Below are 20,152 nucleotides of genomic sequence, written 5' to 3'. Positions count from 1 at the left end.
CGCGCCCCTTGCTGCGATTGTCCGACAACTTCGCCCGGATGCAAGGATGGCTGCCATGCCCGGCACCAACCTCACCCGCGACGAGGCGGCTACCCGCGCCGCCCTCGTCGACGTGACGTCCTACGTGATCGACCTCGACATCTCCGGCGCGACGCAGGAGGGCGTGGAGACCTTCGGGTCCACCACCACGCTGACCTTCACCTGTCGCCAGCCCGGCTCGGCCACCTTCGCCGACCTCGTCGACGCGACGATCCACGAGATCACCCTCAACGGCGCTCCGCTCGACCCCGCCACGGCATACGTCGACAGCCGGATCGCGCTGCCCGACCTGCAGGCCGAGAACGTGCTCGTCGTCAAGGCCGACTGCACCTACTCCCACACCGGCGAGGGCCTCCACCACTTCGTGGACCCGGCCGACGGCAAGGTCTACCTCTACTCGCAGTTCGAGGTCCCCGACGCCCGCCGCGTCTACACGACCTTCGAGCAGCCCGACCTCAAGGCGCCGTTCACCTTCAACGTGACCGCTCCCGCGCACTGGAAGGTCGTCTCGAACGCCGCGACGCCTGAGCCCACCCCGGTCTCCGACGGTGTCGCGATCTGGAACTTCCCCGCGACCAAGCCGATGTCGACGTACATCACCGCGATCGTCGCCGGCGACTACTACGAGGTGCAGGACGTCTACGAGGGCGCCCACGGCACCATCCCGCTCGGCCACTACTGCCGCCAGTCGCTCAAGGAGTACCTCGAGCGCGACCGCGATGAGATCGTCACCCTCACCAAGCAGGGCTTCGCGTTCTTCGAGGAGGCCTTCGGCTACCCGTACCCGTTCGGCAAGTACGACCAGCTCTACGTGCCGGAGTACAACATGGGCGCGATGGAGAACGCAGGCTGCGTGACCCTGCGCGACGAGTACCTCCCCCGCTCGCGCCAGCCGCGCTCGTTCTACGAGTTCCGTGCCTCGGTGATCCTGCACGAGATGGCCCACATGTGGTTCGGCGACCTCGTGACCATGAAGTGGTGGGACGACCTCTGGCTCAACGAGTCGTTCGCCGAGTGGGCCTGCTACCACGCGGAGGCCCTCGCGACGTCGTACGACGACGCCTGGACCGGCTTCACCAACGCCCGCAAGCAGACCGGCTACCGCGCCGACTCGCTCCCGTCGACGCACCCGATCGCGGCCGACAACGTCGACCTGCACGCCGTCGAGGTCAACTTCGACATGATCACCTACGCCAAGGGCGCGTCGGTGCTCAAGCAGCTCGTCGCCTGGGTCGGCCTCGACCCGTTCCTGGCCGGGCTCAAGCAGTACTTCCACGACCACGCGTTCGGCAACACCGAGTTCTCCGACCTGCTGACCGCGCTCGAGAAGGCGTCCGGCCGCGAGCTGACCGGCTGGGCCCAGGAGTGGCTGCAGACCGCCGGCACCAACACCCTGTCGCCCACCTTCGAGCTGGCCGCCGACGGCACCTACGCGTCCTTCGCGATCCTGCAGGGCGCGCCGGCCGACCACCCGACGCTGCGGCGCCACCGGGTCGGCATCGGCTTCTACAACACCGCCGAGGGCCGCCTGGTCCGCACCGACTACGTCGAGGTCGACGTCGACGGCGCCCGCACCGAGCTGGCCGAGCTGGTCGGCAAGGCCCAGCCCGAGCTGCTGCTGCTCAACGACCAGGACCTGGCGTTCGCCAAGATCCGCCTCGACGAGCGCTCGCAGGCCACCGCGATCGCCCGCCTGTCCGACCTCGACGACTCGCTGGCCCGGGCGCTGATCTGGAGCGCCGCCTGGGACATGACCCGCGACGCCGAGCTGTCCGCGACCGACTTCGTCGAGCTCGTCCTCGGCAACATCGGTCAGGAGACCGACGCCTGGGGCGTCAGCCGGATCCCCGTGTACGCCGCCCAGGCGGTCGCCCTCTACAGCGACCCGGCGCGTCGTACCGAGCTCGCGGCGCGCTGGGAGCAGGGCCTGCGCGGCCTGCTCGCCGCGGCCGAGCCCGGCACCGACCACCAGCTGACCTTCGCGCGCGGCTACGCGGCGGCGGCCAGCAGCGAGGGCGCGATCGCCGACGTCGAGGCGATCCTCGACGGCTCGCTCACCTTCGACGGTCTCGCCGTCGACCAGGACCTGCGCTGGGCGCTGCTCACCGCGCTGGCCCGCGTCGGCCGGGCCGACGACGCCCGCATCGACACCGAGCTGGCGCAGGACAACACGATCTCCGGCCAGGAGAAGTCCGCTGCCGCCCGCGCCGCCCAGGGCACCGCCGAGGCCAAGGAGCGGGCCTGGACCCAGGCCCTGCTCGACCCGTCGGTCCCCAACGAGACCCAGCGCAGCGTCGTGCTCGCGTTCTGGCAGGCCGGCCAGGAGGCCGTGCTGGCGCCGTACGTCGAGCGCTACCTCGCCGAGGTCGCCGGCGCCTGGGACCGGCTCGGCAGCCACAAGGCCTCGGTCGCGCTGGAGCACATCTTCCCGCGCCTGATCTCCACGCAGGCCACGCTCGACACCGTCGACGCATGGCTCGCCGCGAACGCCGACGCGGTCAACCCGGGTGCGATCCGGTACGTCCGCGAGGGCCGCGCCGACGTCGCCCGAGCGATCGCCGCCCAGGCCTGCGACGCGCGGGGCTGACGCCGCAAGCGCAACGGCCCGGCACCCTTCGGGGTGCCGGGCCGTTCTGCGTCGTGGGGCGGATCAGTCCTTGGCGAGCTCGCCGAGCAGCTCGATGCCGCGGGTCAGGCCGCGGGCCAGGTCGCCGGCCCCGAACGCGCCGGTCATCGCGGCGACCACCTGTGCCGACTCCTCGTCGGTGAACCGCTCACGGGCGTGACCACCCGTGACGACCTCGACGACGCGACGGTCCGGGTCGACCATGATCAGGATGCTGCGCGAGGGCAGCACGAGGGTGTTGTGCAGGCTGGTGGCGAAGTCACGCGGCTCGCCGCTCGCGGCGCCGACGAAGACCGAGATCTCGGCGCGGCACAGCTGCTCGGCGTTGCGGATCGTGACGTCGAGGGCGGCGCGCTGGGACGCCGTCAGTGCGGTGGTGCTCATGGCCGCGGACTACCAGCTGCCGCCGGCGCCGCCGGCCTTCGAGTCGTCGGAGTCGGGAGCGGCGAGCTCACCGGCCGCCTTGCGGGGGCCGCCGAGCCACTGGTTCTCCGGCTCGAGGGCGTCGAGGCTGAGGTCCTCGCCGCGGGCCAGGGCCGGGGCGACGAACAGCAGGGTGATCACCACGAAGACCAGCAGCGGGACGCCGCCGAGGTAGAGCCAGGCGTGGAGCACGTCGATGTCGGGCTTGGCCTGCCAGCTGGCGGCACCGTTGCCGACGCGCGGCTCCGGGGTGTCGGCCGACGCGGAGCCCGCTCCGGCGACGACGAGCAGGGCGCTCACCCCGACGAGGGAGCACACGGCGAGCAGGCGGCGTACGGCAGTGCTGGTCACGAGCCGCATGCTATCGGCTCCGGCTCCCGCGTGCCCTAGTGGTGTCCGCACCGACCGTCAGGTCGCTTTGGGACACTGGGCGGATGCCAGCCCTCCCCCTGTCCCTCGCCCTGGCCCTCGCTGCACCGACGAGCCCGTGTGCCGACGGCGAGACGGTCTGCGACCTGACCTGGGACGTGACCGGGAACCGCCGCCTGTCCGAGTGGTCCGACATCATCATCGGCAAGCCGCTCGCGATCATCGGCCTGGTCCTGTTCGGCGTGGTGGCGCGCTGGCTGCTGCACCGGGTCGTCGCCCGGATCGCCCGGCGGGCCGAGCGCGGTGTGCTGCCCGAGCGGGTCGAGAGCGCGATCACCGCCCGGCGCAAGCAGCGGGCGGCGACCATGGCCGGCGTCCTGCAGAGCATCATCACGTTCGTCGTCGTGGCGATCGTCGGCACCATGGTCCTCAGCGAGGTCGGCGTCGACATCGCGCCGATCATCGCCAGCGCCGGCATCCTCGGCATCGCACTCGGCTTCGGCGCCCAGTCGCTGGTGAAGGACTTCCTCGCCGGCATCTTCATCTTCATCGAGGACCAGTACGGCGTCGGCGACGTCGTTGACGTGGGCGACGCCAGCGGCACGGTCGAGGCGGTGACCCTGCGGATGACGCGACTGCGCGACATCGAGGGCACGGTCTGGTACGTCCCCAACGGGGAGATCCTGCGGGTCGGCAACAAGAGCCAGAACTGGTCGCGTGCCGTCGTCGACGTCCGGGTCGGGTACGACGAGGACCTCGCCCGGGTGCAGCGGATCCTGCGCGAGGTCGCTCACGACCTGTGGGAGGACGACGAGTACAGCCACGTCGTGATCGAGGAGCCCGAGGTCACCGGCGTCGAGCTGATGGAGCCCGACTCGGTCACGATCCGGGTGATGGTCAAGACCGCGCCGCTGGAGCAGTGGGGCGTGGCCCGCGCGCTGCGCCAGCGGATCAAGGCCCGCTTCGACCACGAGGGCATCGAGGTCCCCTACGCCCAGCGGGTCGTCTGGCAGCGCGAGGACCGCCGCCCGCACAAGGACGAGGCCTCGGCGCAGGGCGCCGCGGCCGACGAGGGATGATGGACGACGTGACCACGGGGAGCGACGAGACGAGCTTCTACGACGAGATCGGCGGGTTCGAGACCTTCCGCCGGATCGTCGCGACGTTCTACGAGGGCGTGGCCGCCGACGAGGTGCTGCGCCCGATGTACCCGGAGGCGGACCTCGGGCCCGCCGAGGAGCGCTTCCTGCTCTTCCTCGTCCAGTACTGGGGCGGCCCGACGACGTACTCCGAGAACCGTGGCCACCCGCGGCTGCGGATGCGGCACGCGCCGTTCGCGGTGAACGTCGAGGCGCGGGACCGCTGGCTCGGCCACTTCCGTGCCGGACTGGACAGCGTCGACCTCACGCCCGACCAGGACGCCAGGTTCTGGGAGTACGTCACGCACGCGGCCACGTTCATGGTGAACACACCCGGCTGAAATTCTTTTCGAACCCGATGTAACACCGGGCCCGGGCGGCGACATGTTCCCGGTGAGAGCAGTCTCGCCTCGACCCCCACCAGCAGAGCAGGCCATGTCCCCCGAACGCACCACCGAGCGGCTCCGCGTCGACGTACCGACGCTCGAGCCCGACCCGGCGTTCCTCGGCATGCTCGCCCACCTGAGTGCGACGTCGCAGGCAGCTCTCCCCCGATCGACTCGGTCGGCCGGATTCCGTCTGGTGCTCGCGACCGGCTCCATAGCCGTCATCGCGACCGCCACCTGGGCAGCGGGCGTTCCCACCGTCGGAGGTGTCCCACACACCCCCGCCGACAGCCCGACCCGGATCGGACCGTCCGGCACACCGAGTCCCGGAGACGTCGGAACCCCACACTCCGACGTAACCACCACGCCCGGCAGCCCCCTGTCCCCGGGGCTGCCGGGCAGCTCCACGTCCCCCTCATCCGAGCATGCCGTCGATCCCGGCAGTGCCGACGAGGGGAAGGGCCGCGGCAACCAGGGTGCTGACGGCCAGGCCAAGGGCCACGCGAAGGACAAGCACAAGGACAAGGCGTCCAAGGGCAAGGGCAAGGCCAAAGGGCACAAGAAGGACAAGGCCCAGGGAAAGGCCAAGGGCCACGACCGGGCCCCGGGGGAGGGCGCCTCGCCCCAGAGCCCACTCGACGACGTCCTCGGCACCCTCCTGGACGACCCGGCCGGCGTGACCGGCGACGGCAACCGGCAGGACCACCAGCAACGACCGACGCACTGACCGCGAGGAAATGTCCCGCTTCAGGCTCGCAGGCGGGACAATGGGACGCGCGGTCCGGGGCAAGGTCCGGACCGCGCCACAACAACAGGGGTGGGGACACGTCCGGTGCGGGCCGACGACGAGCTCGTCACTGCCGCGAAGAGCGGTGACGCCGCAGCGTGGCGCGAGCTCTATCGCGACCACGCCGGTCGGCTGTTGCTGTGGCTGGAGGCCCGCTCCTCCCCCGGCGGCGAGGCGCCCGACGACATCGCCGCCGCCACCTGGCTGGTCGCGGCCGAGAAGATCGCCGACTTCCACGGCAGCGGCTCGGACTTCGGCGGCTGGCTGTTCGGCATCGCCCGCAAGCACAAGGCCAACGCCGGACGACGTACGGCGACCCGGGCCAAGGGCTTCGACACCCTGGCCGCCGACGCCGAGCGGACCGTCGCGGGCCCCGAGACCGGCATCCTCGCGGACGACTGGGTGCGCCAGGCGCTGTCCGCCCTGCCGCCCCGCGAGCGCGACGTCATCGCTTGCACCGAGGTCCTCGACCTCGACGTGAGCGCGACCGCCGCCGCGCTCGGCATGACGGCCGTGGCCGTGCGGGTGGCCCGGCACCGCGGCCTCAAGCGGCTGCGCGCCCACCTGTCGCCGGAGTAGCCCGCCGGAGTAGAACAGGTTCTATTCTGGTCGCATGACGCTGCTCGTGGCCGACGACCGCCGGGTCCGCACCCTCACCCTCGACCGCCCCGAGGCGCTCAACGCCTTCAATGAGGAGCTGTACGACGCCACGGCCGACGCGCTCCTCGACGCGGCGCAGGATCCCACGGTCGCCGTGGTGCTGCTGACCGGGTCCGGGCGCGCGTTCAGCGCCGGCACCGACCTGCTCGAGATGCACCAGATCGCCACGAACCCCGACTTCCCCCGCGGCAAGCACGGGTTCATCGGCCTCGTCGACGCACTGGTCGAGTTCCCCAAGCCGCTCGTCGTCGCGGTCAACGGGCTGGGGCTCGGCATCGGCGCGACGATCCTCGGGTTCGCGGACCTGGGCTTCATCGCCGACGGGGCCCGGCTCAAGTGCCCCTTCACCTCGCTCGGCGTCGCGCCCGAGGCAGCGTCGTCGTACCTCTTCCCGGCGCTGGTCGGCCGCCAGAACGCCGCGTGGGCGCTGCTGTCCTCGGAGTGGATCAGCGCCGCCGACGCGCGCGAGATGGGCCTGGTCAAGGAGGTGTGCGCGCCCGAGGAGCTGCTCGCCACCGCCCGCCGGCACGCCGAGGTGCTCGCGACGAAGCCGATCTCGTCGCTGGTCGCCGTCAAGCGGACCATGACCGAGCCGCACCGCGACGCGATCCGGGCGGCCCGCGACCGCGAGAACGCCGCCTTCGCCGAGCTGATGGGCGGCCCGGCCAACCTCGAGGCCCTGGCCGCCTTCGCCGAGGGGCGCGAGCCGGACTTCACCCAGCTGCCGTGACCATCTCCCCGAGCACGCCGATCATCGCCTCGCGGAAGCCGTCGACCGGCGTGACCGAGCGCTGGGTCTCGGTGTCGAAGAAGACCAGCACGACCTTCGACCGGGCCAGCACCGCGCCCTCCCCCGAGCCACCGGTGCCGTCGGTGATCTCCGACTCGAGCACCATCGACTTGGTGCCGACGTGGGAGACGACCGACCAGCAGTCGTAGGACTGCGGCCGCAGCACGATCGGGGCGACGTACTCGACGTCGGCCTGCGCGATCACGCTGGCGATCCGCGGGAACTCCTTGAGCCCCTGCCGCAGCCGTCCGAGGGAGGCGATGCGGGACTCCTGGAAGAACTCGAAGTACTTCACGTTGTTGACGTGGCGGTAGATGTCGAGGTCGGAGAAGCGGACCTGGACCGCGTGGTGCGCGGCGCGGTCGCGGGGCACGTCGACGAGCACCGGTCGCGAGCGGACGTCGCTGAGCTCGGCGTACGGCGCCAGGGCGTTGCGCTCCTGGTCGTCGAGGCGTCGCGGCTGCCCGGTCGCGAGCACGAACGGCGCGAGCACGGTGCGGGCACGCAGGTAGACGGTGCGGCTCCCGTCGGGCTGCTCCTCGAAGATCTCGTGGTCCAGGGTGAAGCTCGCGGTGCGGATCTCGCTGACCCACGACTCGATCGAGACCGACTGGAACCGGAACCGCAGCGGTGCCCGGAAGGTGACCTCGTGTCGTCGTACGACATAGGCGTCGTTGTGGTGGTGCTCGACGCCGGCGGCGGCCCGGCAGGCGTGCAGCAGCGCGCCGCGCGCCTCCTGGAGGTAGTCGACGTACTTGACGTTGTTGACGTGGTTCAGCTGGTCGATGTCACCCCAGCGCAGGGGGCAGTCGTAGCGGTGCCGCACCCCCGTCATGCTTCCAGACCGGGCGCCCGCGTGGGGCGGGGCTCCGCATGCAGGGACGGCGTTGTGGCGTCCGCCACGACCGGAACAGGTTGCAGTTCCTGGCCACTACGCTGTGCGCGTTCTGCCTCTCACCTGCACCGAGGAGTCTCCATGCCCGAGGCCGTGATCGTTTCCGCCGCCCGTACGCCAATCGGGCGTGCCAACAAGGGCTCGCTCAAGGACTTCCGTCCCGACGACCTGACCGCGTTCATCGCGCAGGCGGCGCTCGACAAGATCCCCGCTCTCGACCCGAAGGACGTCGACGACTTCTACCTCGGCGTCGGTCTGCCCGGCGGCGAGGCCGGCAACAACATGGCCCGGATCGTCACCACCCTCATGGGCACCGAGATCCCCGGCGCCACCATCACCCGCTACTGCTCCTCGTCGGTGCAGACCTCGCGGATGGCCTTCCACGCGATCAAGGCCGGCGAGGGCGACGTGTTCATCTCCGCCGGCGTCGAGACCGTGTCGCGCTTCCAGTTCGGCACCTCCGACCACATCCCGAACACCAAGAACCCGCTCTTCGCCGACGCGCAGCAGCGCACGGAGAAGTACGCCGAGGGCGGCCAGGTGTGGCACGACCCGCGCGAGGACGGCCTGCTGCCCGACATCTACATCGCGATGGGCCAGACCGCCGAGAACGTCGCGAGCATCCGCGGCCTCAAGCGAGAGGACCTCGACCACTTCGGCGCCCGCTCGCAGAACCTCGCCGAGAAGGCCATCGCCGACGGCTTCTGGCAGCGCGAGATCACCCCGGTGACCCTCGCCGACGGCACCGTCGTCAGCACCGACGACGGCCCGCGTGCCGGCGTCACCTACGAGGCGCTCTCCGAGCTCAAGCCGGTCTTCCGCCCCGACGGCGTCGTCACGGCCGGCAACTGCTGCGCGCTCAACGACGGTGCCGCCGCGGTCGTGATCATGTCCGACACCAAGGCCGCCGAGCTGGGCCTGACCCCGCTCGCCCGGATCGTGTCGACCGGCGTCTCCGGACTCTCCCCCGAGATCATGGGCCTCGGCCCCGTCGAGGCGACCCGCACCGCCCTGCGCAACGCGAACATGACCATCGACGACATCGACCTCGCCGAGATCAACGAGGCCTTCGCCGCCCAGGTGCTGCCGTCCGCCGAGGACCTCGGCATCCCGATCGAGAAGCTCAACGTCAACGGTGGCGCCATCGCCGTCGGCCACCCCTTCGGCATGACCGGCGCCCGCCTGCAGAACACGCTGATCAACTCGCTGCAGTGGCACGACAAGTCCACCGGCCTGATCACCATGTGCGTCGGTGGCGGCCAGGGCATGGCGATGATCCTCGAGCGCCTCAGCTGATCCACCGACCCGGCAGAAACTGGCCCGGGATTCGCGCCGACCCGGCAGAAAATGACCCGGGATCGGCGCCGACCCGGCAGAAAATGACCCGTCCTGCGGTCACTTTCTGCCGGGTCGGCGTCTTTTTTGAGCCAGTTTCTGCCGGGTCGGCGGGATTCACGAGCCAGTTTCTGCCGGGTCGGCGTCGGCGGGGAGTCGTAGGGTCCGGTCGCATGAGCATCGACGTGCGGCCCGCCACCGTCTTCGAGGACGTCAGGGCGCTCGTGGGGCCGAAGCGACCCGACGCGAGCGTGTGCTGGTGCCTGAGCTACCGGATCCCGTCGACGATCAACAACGCGATGCGCGGGCAGGAGCGCGGCGAGTACGTCGCCCGGCTGCTCGAGGAGGGGCCGCTCGGCGTGCTCGCCTACGACGGCGACACCCCCGTCGGCTGGGCCGCGGTCGCGCCCCGCTCCGCCACGACCTTCGCCCGCAACCGCAAGATCCCCCACGTCGACGACCTGCCCGTGTGGTCGTTGTGGTGCATCCGGGTGCGGCCGGGGCACCGCGGCCGTGGCATCTCCCACGACCTCATCGAGGGCGCCGTCGCCTTCGCGCGGGAGCAGGGTGCACCCGCGGTCGAGGCGTACCCGCTCGACAACGGCGGTGCGAAGGTCGACCTGACGATGGCGTACGCCGGGCTGCGGGCCAACTTCGAGGCCGCCGGTTTCCACCACGCCGCCGACACCTCGTCGGTGCTCAGTGGACACCCGCGGGTACTGATGCGACGGGACCTAGACTGACGCGGTGAGCGACACGGTGACGGACGAGGACGCGACGCCAGCGCCGACCGGCCACGAGCCTCGCTGGCTCGACCAGGACCAGCAGCGGACCTGGCGCTCGTTCCTGCTCGGCACCACCCTGCTCCTCGACCGCCTCGACGAGGACCTGCGGCGTGAGCACGGGCTCTCCGCGGTCGAGTACGAGATCCTGGTCCGCCTCTCCGAGGCCGGCGGCACGCTGCGGATGGCCCAGTTGGCCGCCGCCCTCGCCCACAGCCGCAGCCGGGTGACCCACACCGTCAAGCGGATGGAGAACGCCGGCCTCGTCGTCCGCGAGGAGTCCCCCGAGGACGGCCGCGGCGTCGACTGCCGGCTCACCGACAGCGGCCTCGACATGCTGCGCACGGCCGCGCCCGACCACGTCGAGACCGTGCGCCGCTCACTGGTCGACCTGGTCGACGCCGAGGACCTCCAGGCGCTGGGCCGGGTCATGAACGCCGTCTGCGACCAACTGATCTGCGCCCACCCGGAGCGCGAGCTCCGGCACTGACCCGGGGCACCCTCACCAGGAGGCCGTCAGCGCAAAGCCGACGAAGGCCGCACCCACGCCGCCGAGAAGCGTGACGGCGAGGTTCCCGAGCGCGGCCCCGACGGCCCGGTTCTCTACCAGCCGCACCGTCTCGAAGGCGAAGGTGCTGAACGTCGTGAACGCGCCGCAGAACCCGGTGCCGAGCAGGAGCAGCAGGTCGGCGTCGGTCGCAGCGCCGTACAGACCGCCGAGCAGGAACGCCCCCGACAGGTTGATCGTCAGCGTCCCCCACGGGGTCAGCGCCGTGTGGCGCGACTGCACGAACCGGTCGAGCAGGTACCGCGCCGGTGCCCCGACCGCCGCGCCCACGCACACCAGCACCCATGCCGTCACGACCGCACCTCCTCGCCGGCCGACGAGCGCACCGCCAGCCGGGCGAGGCCCAGCCCGACGATGACCGCCACGAGGGCCGTGGCGATGCTGCCGAACAGGTAGGCCAATGCCAGCCCGGGATGCGGGTCCGCGCCGGCCAGCAGGTCCCGGACCTGCACGGCGTACGTCGAGAACGTGGTGAACCCGCCGAGGACGCCCACCCCGGCGAACGGGCGGAGCAGCGGGTGGGCCGCGCGGGTCTCCTGCACCACGACCATCAGCGCCCCCAGCAGCAGGGAGCCGACTGCGTTGGTCACGAAGGTCGCCCAGGGGAAGCCGCTCGCGGACGTCGGCCAGGCCAGCTCGAGCCCGTGCCGTGCCGCCGCCCCGAGCACGCCGCCCAGGGCGATCGCCGCGAGCGTCGCGTGATGGGCGGCCAGCTCGGCGCGCTGGTCGGCAGAGCCGAGATCGACATCGGGATCGACGGGCTCGTGGTGGTGCGTCACGGGTGACCTACCTTCGTCGGGCCCCGGGCAGGGCACGGTCGGAGAGGTAGGGACTGTCAGCAGCAGGTGCTGCGGTTGTCGGCGAGCCCCATCGCCATCGGGGTCAACCTAGCAGGGGGCGGCCGGAAGCCGCCCCCTGCTGGTCGATCAGTCGCGGGTGAGGCGGCGGTGCGTGACGCGGTGCGGGCGGGCCGCCTCGAGGCCGAGGCGCTCGATCTTGTTGTCCTCGTAGGAGGCGAAGTTGCCCTCGAACCAGAACCACTCGCCCTCGTTCTCCTCGGTGCCCTCCCAGGCGAGGATGTGGGTGGCGATCCGGTCGAGGAACCAGCGGTCGTGGGAGGTGACCACGGCACAGCCCGGGAAGTCGAGCAGCGCGTCCTCGAGCGAGGACAGGGTCTCGACGTCGAGGTCGTTGGTCGGCTCGTCGAGGAGCAGCATGTTGCCGCCCTGCTTGAGGGTGAGCGCCAGGTTGAGGCGGTTGCGCTCACCACCGGAGAGCACGCCGGCCTTCTTCTGCTGGTCCGGGCCCTTGAAGCCGAACGACGCGACGTAGGCGCGGCTGTTCATCTCGAAGTTGGCGACCTTGATGAAGTCCAGGCCGTCGGAGACGACCTCCCAGACGTTCTTGTTGGGGTCGATGCCGCCGCGGCTCTGGTCGACGTACGAGATCTTCACGGTCTGGCCGACGGTGAGCTTGCCGGAGTCGGGCTCCTCGCTGCCGGTGATCATCCGGAACAGCGTGGTCTTGCCGACGCCGTTGGGGCCGACGACGCCGACGATGCCGGCGCGCGGCAGGGTGAAGGAGATGTCGTTCCACAGGGGACGCTCGGCCTCGAAGCCCTTGGTGAGGTGCTCGGCCTCGAGGACGACGTCACCGAGCCGCGGGCCCGGCGGGATGTTGATGTCGGCGGCGTCGATCTTGCGGGCCTTGTCGGCCTCGGCGGCCAGCTCCTCGTAGCGAGCCAGGCGCGACTTGGACTTGGTCTGCCGCGCCTTGGCGTTGGAGCGGACCCACTCCAGCTCCTTCTCCAGCATCTTGGCGCGCTTGGCGTCCTTGGCGCCCTCGACCTTGAGGCGCTCCTTCTTGGTCTCGAGGTACGTCGAGTAGTTGCCCTCGTAGCCGTGGATCGAGCCGCGGTCGACCTCGGCGATCCACTGGGCGACGTTGTCGAGGAAGTAGCGGTCGTGGGTGACGGCCAGGACAGCGCCCGGGTAGCTCTTGAGGTGGCCCTCGAGCCACTGGACCGACTCGGCGTCGAGGTGGTTGGTGGGCTCGTCGAGGAGCAGCAGGTCGGGCTGCTGGAGCAGCAGCTTGCACAGCGCGACCCGACGGCGCTCACCACCGGACAGGTTGTCGACCAGTGCGTCGGACGGCGGGCAGCGCAGCGCGTCCATCGCCTGCTCGAGGCGGCTGTCGAGGTCCCAGGCGTTCATGTTGTCGAGCTCGGTCTGCAGCTCGCCGGTCTCGGCCATGAGGGCGTCCTGGTCGGCGTCGGGGTCGCCCATCTCCATGTAGGCGTCCTCGAGGCGCTTCATCTTCGCCTTGGTGTCGGCGACCGCCTCCTCGACGTTCTCGAGCACCGTCTTGCCCTCGGTCAGCGGCGGCTCCTGCTGGAGCATGCCGACCGTCGCGTCGGGGTCACGGACGATGTCGCCGTTGTTGGGCACGTCGAGCCCGGCCATCAGCTTGAGCAGCGAGGACTTGCCCATGCCGTTGGGGCCGACGACGCCGATCTTCGCGCCGTGCAGGAACGACAGCGTGACGTTGTCGAGGACCACCTTGTCGCCGTGGGCCTTGCGAACGTTGCGAAGAGAGAGGACGTAGTCAGCCACGGCCCAAATCTACGCAGCGGCGACCTCACCGTCGCGGCCGGGGTCGCTGGCCGCACCGGAGGCCGCCACCTTGACGAAGCTCGACGTGCCCCGGGTGAGGTCGTGACCGATGGTGACGGCGTCGATCTCGAGGGCGACGACCTCCAGACCGTTCTTGTTGACGTAGGTCCGGTGGTCGAGCCGACCGTGCACGACCACCGGGTCGCCCTGGCGCAGCGATGGCTCCGCGTTGCTGGCGAGACGGCGCCAGGCGCTCACGCCGTACCACTGGGTCTCGCTGTCGACCCAGCTCCCCGTGGTGCGGTTGAAGTGGCTCGGCGTGCAGCCCAGTCGGAAGCTCAGCACGGGCACGCCGGCGACCTCCTTGAGCATCGGCGTGCTGCCGATCCAGCCCTGCACGGTGACCATCGTCTGGTTCATCGGATCTCCCTTCGTCGGTGCCGGCCGCGGGAGCGACCGGTCGACGACGAGTCCACGCCATCGGTACGACGACCGGCACCGGAGCGCCGGCGTGCTGTGGACGGCGCCGGTGGAGAACCACCCCTGCGGACGACCGACGTCCCCACGAGGAGCTGCCGGGACGACCGGGACGGCTGGGGTCAGCCGCGCGCGGTCTCCACGCCCCGCCGGAAGGCGGTGTAGGACGCCAGCTCGGAGCGCAGCGGCTGCACCACGTCGCTCTCGAGCACCTGGTGCACGACGCCCCGCAGTCGCTCGTCGGCCTGGTCGGCACGCTGCCGCGCCAGCCCGCGGACCAGCGCCCGGCCGATCAGCGAGAGCAGCAGGCCGAGCACGAGACCGCCGATGCCGAGCGCTGCCGGGAGCGGGAGGCCCGCGACCTGGCTGAGATCACCGGTGCTGCCCTGGACGGCGGCGACGCCCCACCAGACGAACCCACCCACGGCGGCGAGCAGGAGCAGCCAGTGGAGCAGCCGGACCAGGGTCACCCACACAGGCAGCCGGCCACCGAGGTCGACGGCCTGCAGGCCCTTCTCGAGCCGGTCGCCGGTGGCGGCCAGCTGGGACCCGATCGCGTCGCGCAGTCGCGGCGACCAGGCCGGGCCGACGCCCTCGGAGGCCTCGTCGGCCAGGGCGCGGATCGTGGTGTCGACGGCCGCCCGGTCGAGCGGCGCGACCGCGGGCTCACCGCGCGGGATCTCGTCGTCGCCGCGGCGGAGCAGCGCGAGAGGCGGCCAGGTGGCCGCGCCCCGTGCCCGCTCCCCCACGGTGCGCTCGATGCCCTCGACGACAGCGGAGACGCCGGCCGCGTCAGCGACCCGGTCCTCGACCTCCTCGACCCGGCGGGCGGGCAGCTCGCGGACCGGCGTCGTACCGCCGGCCTGCTCGAGGCGACCTGCGGCGGCCGCGATGTCGGCCTCGACGCGCAGGGTGGTGCTGCGCTTGTCGTGGACCCGGCGCAGGATCTCGGCACGCAGCTCGGCCATGCCGATGCCCTCGCGGGCCGAGATCGGCAGCACCTGGACGTTGGGGAGGCCGTCCTCGGCGAGCAGCCGCTTGACGTCGTCGACCATCGCCTGGCGGCGCTCGACCGGCACCGTGTCGATGTGGTTGAGCGCGACGAGCATGACGTCCTGGTGCGTGCCCATCGGCTTGAAGTAGCGGTCGTGCACGGCCGCGTCGGCGTACTTCTGCGGGTCGAGGATCCAGACCATCAGGTCGGCGACGGCGATCAGCCGGTCGACCTCGAGGTGGTGGGCGACCTCGGTGGAGTCGTGGTCGGGCAGGTCGAGGAGGACCACGCCGTCGAGCTCGGACTCCGAGGGGGTGTCGAGCATCGAGTCGCGCATCGTCTGGTGGCGCGGCGGGATCCCGAGCCAGTCGAGCAGCTCGCCGGCACCCTGGCTGCCCCAGACCACGGCGGTCGCCCACGAGGTCGTCGGGCGACGGATGCCGACCGAGGACAGCTCCAGGCCGGTCAGCGCGTTGTAGGTCGACGACTTGCCCGAGCCGGTGGCACCGGCGATGGCGACGACCGTGTGGCGCGCCGAGAGGCGCAGCCGGCTGGTGGACTTGGCAACGGCGGCGGCGACGTCGTCGAGGAGGACGTCGGCCACCCGGCCGCGCGCGGCCTCGACCGCGGCGCCGAGACCGTCGACGCGTGCCGCGATCGGCGTGCCCCGGGTCGCGAGGTCGCCCGGGACCAGGTCGTCGGTGCCTTCAGTCAGCGGTGCCGTCACAGGTGTCCACCCGTCCCCTTCTTGGCCGCGGCGAACCGCAGGTCGTCCACTCGTCGCGCCGCCTGGCGGAGCTGGTCCGGCGCGTCGGGCTTGAGCTCCCACTGCGCGGCCGGCGCGAGGTAACGGGCACGCTCGGCGCCCATCAGCGTCGTGAGCCGGCGGACCAGCGTGCCGCGGGCCTGGTCGACCACGCGGGCCGCACCCGCCTCGCCGATCGTGCTCTCCAGCAGGGTCCGGCCGAGCCGGACCGACTCGGCCGCGGCACCGTGGGAGCCGGGACCGGCGAGGGCCACGACGCCGAGGGTCACCGCGAGGCCGCGGGCGCCGAGGGCGAGGAAGCGGGCGCTGTGCCGCGCGTCGCCGGCCTCGTGCTTGACCAGCTCCTGGAGCTCGTCGTGCCAGGCCCGGATCTCCTGCTCGGCCTGCGAACGCAGGCCGCGTCCGGCCCGGGCGAGGTCGTCGGTCGTCGACTTCAGCAGCGCCTCGCCGTAGGACCGCTCGCGCCACGCGGCGGCCGCGGTCGCTGCGGCCCGCTCGGCGTGATCGGCGACGAGGGCCTCGAGGCCCATCTCGATCGCGACCCCGACCCGCTCGGCCTGCTGCGGCTTGCCCTTGATCGCGTTGACCAGCCGCTCGCGCACGAAGCCGACCTTGGCCTCGAGGGTGCGGGTCAGCTCGCCGCTGCCGACGAACTCCTGCCAGCGGGCCAGCAGGTCGCCGCGCAGCAGCGTGCCGTCGCCGGCGTCGGAGAGCAGTGCGGTCTGGGTGTCGTCGTACACCTTGTCGGCGAGGGTGAGCAGCTCGCCCACCGCGTCGACCTGGAGCGCGACGGCGTCAGCGATCGGGAACGCCTTGCGGGTCACCGTGCGCACCGCGCCGGCGACCGTCTGGTTGACGACGTCACGCTTGGCGGCGGCGTCGGAGGCGAGGGCCGCGAGCCAGCCGTTGATCTCGGTGCCGTACGACGCCGGCAGCAGCCCCTCCTCGCTCACCTCGCCCTGCGGTACGGCGAACAGCGGGCTGTCCTTGAGGCCGCGTGCGGCCATCATCCGGGCGAGGTGGACCGAGACGGTCGCGACGTCGTCGGCCGGCGTACGGCTCAGGACGAGGGCGACGGCGGTGTTGCGCTCGACGGCGTTCTTGAGGTGGTCCCACGGGACCTGGTCGGAGTAGCGGGCCGCGGAGGTGACGAAGAGCCACAGGTCGGCGGCGGCGAGCAGCTGGGAGGCCAGCTCGCGGTTGCGCTCGTCGACCGAGTCGACGTCGGGGGCGTCGAGGATCGCCAGACCGCGCGGCACGGCGGTGCTGGGCACCAGCTGGATCGCGAACTGGTCGTTGGTCGGCTGGCTGACCCGGGCCAGCTCGGGCAGCAGCCGGTCGGCTCCGAACCAGCGGCCGTCCTCGGGGTGGTGGACCAGGACGGGCGAACGGGTGGTGGGCCGCAGCAGGCCGGGGATGGTGACCCGGTTGCCGACGAGGGTGTTGACGAGGGTGGACTTGCCGGCACCGGTCGAGCCGCCGACGACGACGAGCAGCGGCGCGTCGATCTCGGTGAGCCGCGGGATGATGTAGTCCTCGAGCTGCTCGATGATGTGCTCGCGGCCCACGCGCAGCGCGTCGACGCCGGGCAGGTCGAGCGGCAGCGGTGCGCTGAGGAGGGATCCGTGCAGCCGGACCACCTCGGTGAGCATCCTGCTCCCGAGGAAGGTCTCGTTGAGATCGGCGCCGAGGGTCATCGCTGGGGTACCACCTGTCCGGGAAATGCGATCCGCGGTCGGGCCGCCTGGATCCGACCGAGGAAGTCCTGTCCGCGCACCTGCCAGTCGGCCGGGGCGGTGCCGCGCAGCAGCCGGTGGTGCAGGAAGCCGAGCTCGATGGCGGCCTGCTGGTAGTCGCGCATCGCCCGCTCGGCGTCGGGTCCGCCGGCCCGGCGGGCGAAGCGGCGGGCCTCGCGGCGGGCCCGCAGGTCGACGACCCAGCCGATGTCGGTGGCCGGCAGCAGGCCGCGCTGGGCGGCGTCGCCGAGGGCGACGCGCAGCACGTGCGCCTCGGTCTCCCGGGCCCACCACGCCAGCCCGATCATGCCGATGAACGCGGGGGTCATGATGACGACGTACACGACCGCGAAGCTGCCGAAGCCGAAGACGGTCGAGCCGTTCCAGGTGGCGTGGGCGAGCACGGCGAGCAGGTAGCCGCCGATCGGGGCCAGCCAGCGCACCGCCGGGCGACGCGACGACACGGCGAGGCCGATGCCGACGCCGGTGAACGCCGTGAAGAGCGGGTGCGCGAACGGGCTGAAGATGCAGCGCACCACGAAGGTGCCGGTGACGGCCTCGATGCCGCCGGGCCCCATCCCGTCGGTGCCGTTCCAGGCCGAGGCGAGGTAGAGGATGTTCTCGGTGAAGGCGAAGCCGACACCGACCATGCCGGCGTACACGATGCCGTCGAGGATCCCGTCGACCTCCGCCCGGCGCCACCACAGCAGCAGCACGAGGAACAGGCCCTTGCTGGCCTCCTCGGTCACCGGCGCGACGATCGCGAGCGAGGAGGTGTCGGTGAAGCCGACGAACAGGCCGCCGAGGCCCTGGACGACGATCGCCGCCATGGTCGCCACGAAGGCGCCCCAGGCGAGGCCGGCGACGAGCAACGCACGCGGCTCGGGCTCGTAGCGGTCGAGCCAGAGGTATGCCGCCAGCACCGGCCCGACTGGCAGCGCGGCGAGCGCAGTGGCGAGCAACGTGATCCCCGGCGCTCCGGAGAGCGCGAGGATGAGAAGCGTGAGCAGTGCGCCGAGCGTCACCGCCACGGTCACGACGACCGTGAAGGCAAGGCTGTTGCGGCGGACTGCGGGCATGGGGGAACCCTATCCGGAGCGGTCCCTGCGCCCCCGATCGCCGGTGAGGTGAGCGAGTGTGACGTTACCCGGTGGGGCGGCGTCGTCGCGAGCGCCGCGAGACGCGTGTGATGGCAAGGCGGCGGAGCGACGACGTGCTCTGCCGCCCATCGAGCGACGGCAACGCAGCCAGCGCGCGCGTATCGCGGCGCGCAGCAGGCGCCGTCTCGCCGGGTAGCGTCTAGATTGGGACGTGTGAGTGCGGACACCCCCAACGACACCCCTCAGAACGCCCCCAAGACCGAGCAGCACGACCCGGCCGTCCCGGAGGCGTACGCCGCCTTCATGAGGACCGGCTGGGACGAGCGTGACGACGACGTCGCCCGTCACCCGGTCGCCGATCTCGCCGCCGCGCGCCGGTCGCGCCTGGCCGAGGCCTTCCCCGGCGAGCGCCTCGTGCTGCCCGGCGGCGGCTACAAGGTGCGGGCCTACGACACGGACTACCGGTTCCGCGCCGACACCGCGCACTCCTACTACTCGGGCAACCACACCTCCGACGCCGTGCTGGTCGTCGAGCCCGACGGTTCGTCGGTGCTCTACGCCCGGCCGCGCTCGGGACGCGACAGCGACGAGTTCTTCCGCGACCGACAGTACGGCGCGCTGTGGGCCGGGAAGCGCCCCTCGGCAGGCGAGCTGGAGGCCGCGCTCGGACTGACCGTGAAGCACATCGACCAGCTCGAGGCCGATCTCGCGCAGGGTGCCAAGACCCGTGTGCACCGCGGGATCTCGGCCCAGGTCGACGGCCTGGTCGCCGGCGACGAGGGCCGCGACGCCGAGCTGGCCCGGGTCGCCTCCGAGATGCGCCTGGTCAAGGACGCCTGGGAGGTCGCCGAGCTGCAGGCCGCGGTCGACGCGACCACCCTGGGATTCGAGGACTGCGTGCGCGAGTGGGACCGCGTCATCGAGCATGGCGAGCGCTGGCTCGAGGGCACCTTCTTCCGCCGCGCGCGCACGATGGGCAACGACCTCGGCTACGACTCGATCGTCGCCAACGGCTCCCACGCCACGACCCTGCACTGGATCGAGAACTCGGGCACCGTCGTACCCGGTGAGCTGATCCTGCTCGACATGGGCGTCGAGGGAGCGAACCTCTACACCGCCGACGTCACCCGCACGCTGCCAGTCAACGGCACCTTCTCCCCGCTGCAGCGCGACCTCTACTCGCTGGTGCTGCGCTCGCAGGAGGCCGCGCTCGCCGCACTGCGCCCCGGTGAGCGCTTCCTCGCCGGCCACGACGCCGCCATGGCCGTGCTCGCCCATGGACTCGACGACCTCGGCCTGCTCCCGGTCTCCGTCGACGAGGCGCTCTCCCCCGACTCGCGGGTCTACGCCCGCTGGACGCTGCACGGTGTCAGCCACATGCTCGGCATGGACGTCCACGACTGCGGCCACGCCGCGCCCGAGGCGTACCGCGAGGCGGAGCTGGTCGAGGGCATGGTGCTCACCGTCGAGCCCGGCCTCTACTTCCAGGCCGACGACCTGCTCGTCCCCGAGGAGCTGCGCGGGATCGGCATCCGGATCGAGGACGACGTCGTGGTCACCGCCGACGGCGTCGAGAACCTCTCGGCGGCCCTGCCCCGCACCCCGGACGCCATCGAGGAGTGGATGGCCACCCTGCGCGGGTGATGTGATCACGGTCACGCTACGTTT

General features: G+C 71.7%; 20 protein-coding genes and 1 riboswitch. Of the genes, 10 read left to right on the top strand and 10 right to left on the bottom strand.

What is annotated here, in order from left to right; genetic code table 11:
- Positions 1-55 precede the first annotated feature (55 nt).
- Positions 56-2,626 (top strand): aminopeptidase N, encoded by a 2,571-nt coding sequence (pepN, locus tag ACZYRU_RS07285; protein WP_488956418.1) that lies wholly within the window; start codon positions 56-58, stop codon positions 2,624-2,626.
- 63 nt (positions 2,627-2,689) lie between these two features.
- On the opposite strand, the gene ACZYRU_RS07280 is transcribed toward pepN, so the two are convergent.
- Positions 2,690-3,049, bottom strand: coding sequence for a DUF5130 family protein (locus tag ACZYRU_RS07280; RefSeq protein WP_488956417.1), 360 nt, complete (start codon positions 3,047-3,049; stop codon positions 2,690-2,692).
- Between the two features lie 9 nt (positions 3,050-3,058).
- Positions 3,059-3,439 carry a hypothetical protein gene (locus tag ACZYRU_RS07275; protein ID WP_488956416.1) on the bottom strand — a complete coding sequence of 127 codons (381 nt, stop codon included), beginning with the start codon at positions 3,437-3,439 and terminating at the stop codon, positions 3,059-3,061.
- 83 nt (positions 3,440-3,522) lie between these two features.
- Here ACZYRU_RS07275 and ACZYRU_RS07270 point away from each other — a divergent pair, with 83 nt between their 5' ends.
- From ACZYRU_RS07270 to ACZYRU_RS07250, 5 genes are all read left to right on the top strand, one after another.
- On the top strand, positions 3,523-4,536 hold the full coding sequence (locus tag ACZYRU_RS07270; protein ID WP_488956415.1) for a mechanosensitive ion channel family protein: 1,014 nt from the start codon (positions 3,523-3,525) through the stop codon (positions 4,534-4,536).
- Positions 4,537-4,544: 8 nt separating this feature from the next.
- A complete protein-coding gene (locus ACZYRU_RS07265; protein WP_488956414.1) occupies positions 4,545-4,937 on the top strand; it encodes a globin in 393 nt (130 codons plus the stop codon).
- Positions 4,938-5,031: 94 nt separating this feature from the next.
- Positions 5,032-5,709 carry a hypothetical protein gene (locus ACZYRU_RS07260; RefSeq protein ID WP_488956413.1) on the top strand — a complete coding sequence of 226 codons (678 nt, stop codon included), beginning with the start codon at positions 5,032-5,034 and terminating at the stop codon, positions 5,707-5,709.
- A gap of 90 nt (positions 5,710-5,799) precedes the next feature.
- Positions 5,800-6,348: an RNA polymerase sigma factor gene (locus ACZYRU_RS07255; protein ID WP_488956412.1), complete on the top strand. Its 549-nt coding sequence runs from the start codon at positions 5,800-5,802 to the stop codon at positions 6,346-6,348.
- Positions 6,349-6,382: 34 nt separating this feature from the next.
- Positions 6,383-7,159 carry an enoyl-CoA hydratase/isomerase family protein gene (locus tag ACZYRU_RS07250; protein WP_488956411.1) on the top strand — a complete coding sequence of 259 codons (777 nt, stop codon included), beginning with the start codon at positions 6,383-6,385 and terminating at the stop codon, positions 7,157-7,159.
- Here ACZYRU_RS07250 and ACZYRU_RS07245 read toward each other — a convergent pair.
- The gene (locus ACZYRU_RS07245; RefSeq protein ID WP_488956410.1) at positions 7,143-8,054 is read right to left on the bottom strand and encodes an acyl-CoA thioesterase; all 912 of its coding nucleotides are present in this window, start codon (positions 8,052-8,054) and stop codon (positions 7,143-7,145) included. The two genes, ACZYRU_RS07250 and ACZYRU_RS07245, sit on opposite strands and share 17 nt — an antisense overlap.
- A 141-nt stretch (positions 8,055-8,195) precedes the next feature.
- Here ACZYRU_RS07245 and ACZYRU_RS07240 point away from each other — a divergent pair, with 141 nt between their 5' ends.
- From ACZYRU_RS07240 to ACZYRU_RS07230, 3 genes are all read left to right on the top strand, one after another.
- Entirely contained in the window at positions 8,196-9,410 is a 1,215-nt protein-coding gene (locus ACZYRU_RS07240; protein ID WP_488956409.1) for an acetyl-CoA C-acetyltransferase, read from the top strand.
- 212 nt (positions 9,411-9,622) lie between these two features.
- Positions 9,623-10,192 (top strand): GNAT family N-acetyltransferase, encoded by a 570-nt coding sequence (locus ACZYRU_RS07235; RefSeq protein WP_488956408.1) that lies wholly within the window; start codon positions 9,623-9,625, stop codon positions 10,190-10,192.
- Positions 10,193-10,196: 4 nt separating this feature from the next.
- Positions 10,197-10,721, top strand: a complete 525-nt coding sequence (locus ACZYRU_RS07230; protein ID WP_488956407.1) for a MarR family winged helix-turn-helix transcriptional regulator — start codon at positions 10,197-10,199, stop codon at positions 10,719-10,721.
- 12 nt (positions 10,722-10,733) lie between these two features.
- Here the strand turns inward: ACZYRU_RS07230 and crcB are convergent, their stop codons facing one another.
- From crcB to ACZYRU_RS07195, 7 genes are all read right to left on the bottom strand, one after another.
- The gene (crcB, locus tag ACZYRU_RS07225; RefSeq protein WP_488956406.1) at positions 10,734-11,093 is read right to left on the bottom strand and encodes a fluoride efflux transporter CrcB; all 360 of its coding nucleotides are present in this window, start codon (positions 11,091-11,093) and stop codon (positions 10,734-10,736) included.
- Positions 11,090-11,578 (bottom strand): fluoride efflux transporter FluC, encoded by a 489-nt coding sequence (locus ACZYRU_RS07220; RefSeq protein ID WP_488956405.1) that lies wholly within the window; start codon positions 11,576-11,578, stop codon positions 11,090-11,092. Before ACZYRU_RS07220 ends, crcB begins: the two co-directional genes overlap by 4 nt.
- Positions 11,579-11,618: 40 nt before the next feature.
- Positions 11,619-11,683: riboswitch (Fluoride riboswitch) on the bottom strand.
- Between the two features lie 42 nt (positions 11,684-11,725).
- Positions 11,726-13,411: an energy-dependent translational throttle protein EttA gene (gene ettA, locus ACZYRU_RS07215; RefSeq protein ID WP_488956404.1), complete on the bottom strand. Its 1,686-nt coding sequence runs from the start codon at positions 13,409-13,411 to the stop codon at positions 11,726-11,728.
- 9 nt (positions 13,412-13,420) lie between these two features.
- The gene (locus ACZYRU_RS07210) at positions 13,421-13,831 is read right to left on the bottom strand and encodes a single-stranded DNA-binding protein (RefSeq protein ID WP_488956403.1); all 411 of its coding nucleotides are present in this window, start codon (positions 13,829-13,831) and stop codon (positions 13,421-13,423) included.
- Positions 13,832-14,010: 179 nt separating this feature from the next.
- Positions 14,011-15,609, bottom strand: coding sequence for a GTPase (locus tag ACZYRU_RS07205; protein ID WP_488956402.1), 1,599 nt, complete (start codon positions 15,607-15,609; stop codon positions 14,011-14,013).
- On the bottom strand, positions 15,606-17,345 hold the full coding sequence (locus tag ACZYRU_RS07200) for a GTPase (RefSeq protein WP_488956401.1): 1,740 nt from the start codon (positions 17,343-17,345) through the stop codon (positions 15,606-15,608). Before ACZYRU_RS07200 ends, ACZYRU_RS07205 begins: the two co-directional genes overlap by 4 nt.
- Positions 17,342-18,463, bottom strand: a complete 1,122-nt coding sequence (locus tag ACZYRU_RS07195) for a PrsW family intramembrane metalloprotease (protein WP_488956400.1) — start codon at positions 18,461-18,463, stop codon at positions 17,342-17,344. The genes ACZYRU_RS07200 and ACZYRU_RS07195 overlap by 4 nt, the downstream gene beginning before the upstream one ends.
- 234 nt (positions 18,464-18,697) lie before the next feature.
- On the opposite strand from ACZYRU_RS07195, the gene ACZYRU_RS07190 reads away from it, so the two are divergent.
- Positions 18,698-20,128 (top strand): aminopeptidase P family protein, encoded by a 1,431-nt coding sequence (locus ACZYRU_RS07190; RefSeq protein ID WP_488956399.1) that lies wholly within the window; start codon positions 18,698-18,700, stop codon positions 20,126-20,128.
- The last annotated feature ends 24 nt before the right edge of the window (positions 20,129-20,152 follow it).

Source organism: Nocardioides sp. F233 (genome assembly GCF_057813895.1).
The sequence above is the reverse complement of the archived record's forward strand: the minus strand, read 5'-3'. Positions and strand labels throughout refer to the sequence as shown.